This window comes from Candidatus Obscuribacterales bacterium (genome assembly GCA_036703605.1).
Taxonomy (GTDB): domain Bacteria; phylum Cyanobacteriota; class Cyanobacteriia; order RECH01; family RECH01; genus RECH01.
In genome coordinates this window covers 1-1,462 of the sequence record DATNRH010000938.1, presented here as the reverse complement: position 1 = coordinate 1,462, position 1,462 = coordinate 1, and the positions used below count along the sequence as shown (strand labels likewise).

2 protein-coding genes are annotated in these 1,462 nt (G+C 54.9%); one reads left to right on the top strand and one right to left on the bottom strand.

From position 1 onward, the window contains the following. The first annotated feature begins 133 nt into the window (after window positions 1-133). On the top strand, window positions 134-316 hold the full coding sequence (locus tag V6D20_19320; protein HEY9817933.1) for a hypothetical protein: 183 nt from the start codon (window positions 134-136) through the stop codon (window positions 314-316). Between the two features lie 131 nt (window positions 317-447). On the opposite strand, the gene V6D20_19315 is transcribed toward V6D20_19320, so the two are convergent. After that, complete coding sequence (locus V6D20_19315; GenBank protein HEY9817932.1) at window positions 448-972, bottom strand: hypothetical protein; 525 nt, start codon at window positions 970-972, stop codon at window positions 448-450. Window positions 973-1,462 lie beyond the last annotated feature (490 nt).

The window sequence follows — 1,462 nt, the reverse complement described above, 5'->3', positions numbered from 1 at the left end:
CCGCCTCCCTCGTCGGCCATCAGTCAGCACGGTCCGAGAACAAGCTCACCTATGGGCTCTACTCGGCTGGCATCAGTGACACCCAAAAGCGGGAGATCATTGATCAAATCAGGCTGCCGCAGGACGTGGTGCTATGAGCGCATCCCGTATCCCTGACATCGAGGCCTTTGAGGAAAGAGCCGCCATTGCGGAGTACGATGGGGGGCTGACAAGGCTGCAGGCCGAAGCGCTCGCTGCACAGGAGCAGGGCTTTGCCTCGGCTGGTGAATACTGGCGGTGGCTGGCTGACTATGTGGTCAAAAGAGGGCTTGGCTAAACCACACAACATACCCCCGTCCGGCTTCCCATCGCGGGAGGTCGGGCGGGGCATCATAGACCCATTTTTTTAGTCAGCTGGAAAGAAGGCGCGACCATTTACACGCCTTCAAGTCAGCGTTGACTCACATACTACATGCCGAGGATCAACACTTGGGCTCTGTCAACAAACTCCGCCGACATCTGCCTTAGCTCAGTTGCAGGGTCATCTCTTGTTGCAGCACCAACAATCCCTCCAAGAACCCAGCCGCCGCCGCCAGCATCGATTTCTTGAGGCGGAATAATAACTTGCCCGGTGCTAGCGTTGAGAAGAGATACTGTACCTTTCATCACGCTCTCACCACCTATAAAGATGCTCTGAGCAGCACTGATAAGATTCACGCTTTCAAGCTTGATCGCAACAATTGTGGGCGTCGCGCCACGGCCTTGACCAACAAGTCTTGTGGCTTCCTCTTCAAGAATACGCACGGCGGTCGAAGCAGGTACCTGCTGCCCATCAGTAGTGGCGCCAAGGGCGGTACCATCAACAGTTACACTCTGTATTACGACAGCGCTTCTGGACGTCTCGTCCAGCACTGAATCAGTTGGACCTGTTCCGGCGCATGCTGCCAATAGCATACCCAACCCTAGCAAAAAGCTCCTCTTTTTTAAATTCATAGTACTCCTCCTGCAATAATTAGAACGCGTGCACACAGTCGCTCTCACGCGGAAACATCAGTTGTTTTTGCTACGTGCGACCGCCAATTCATTGATATAGATCAATTCGCCCGTGACGAACGAGACGGATTTTTCTCCGTTTGAGGAGGGTTTGGTAGAGGCAGATCATTGATCAGGTCAGGCTGCCGCAGGACGTATCGCTATGAGCGCCTCCCGTATCCCAGACATCGAAGCCTTTGAGGAACGGGCCGCCATTGCTGAGTACGATGGGGGCTGACAAGACTGCAAGCCGAAGGGCTCGCTGCGCAGGAGCAGGGCTTTGCGTCCGCTGGTGAATACTGGCGGTGGCTCGAAAGCTACGTGGTCAAAAGAGGGCTTGGCTAAACCACACAACATACCACCGTCCGGCTTCCCTTCACGGGAGGTCGGGCGGGGGAGATGATGAAACTATTTTTTTAGAGAAACCGACCGGAGCGACATGAGAAGCCCG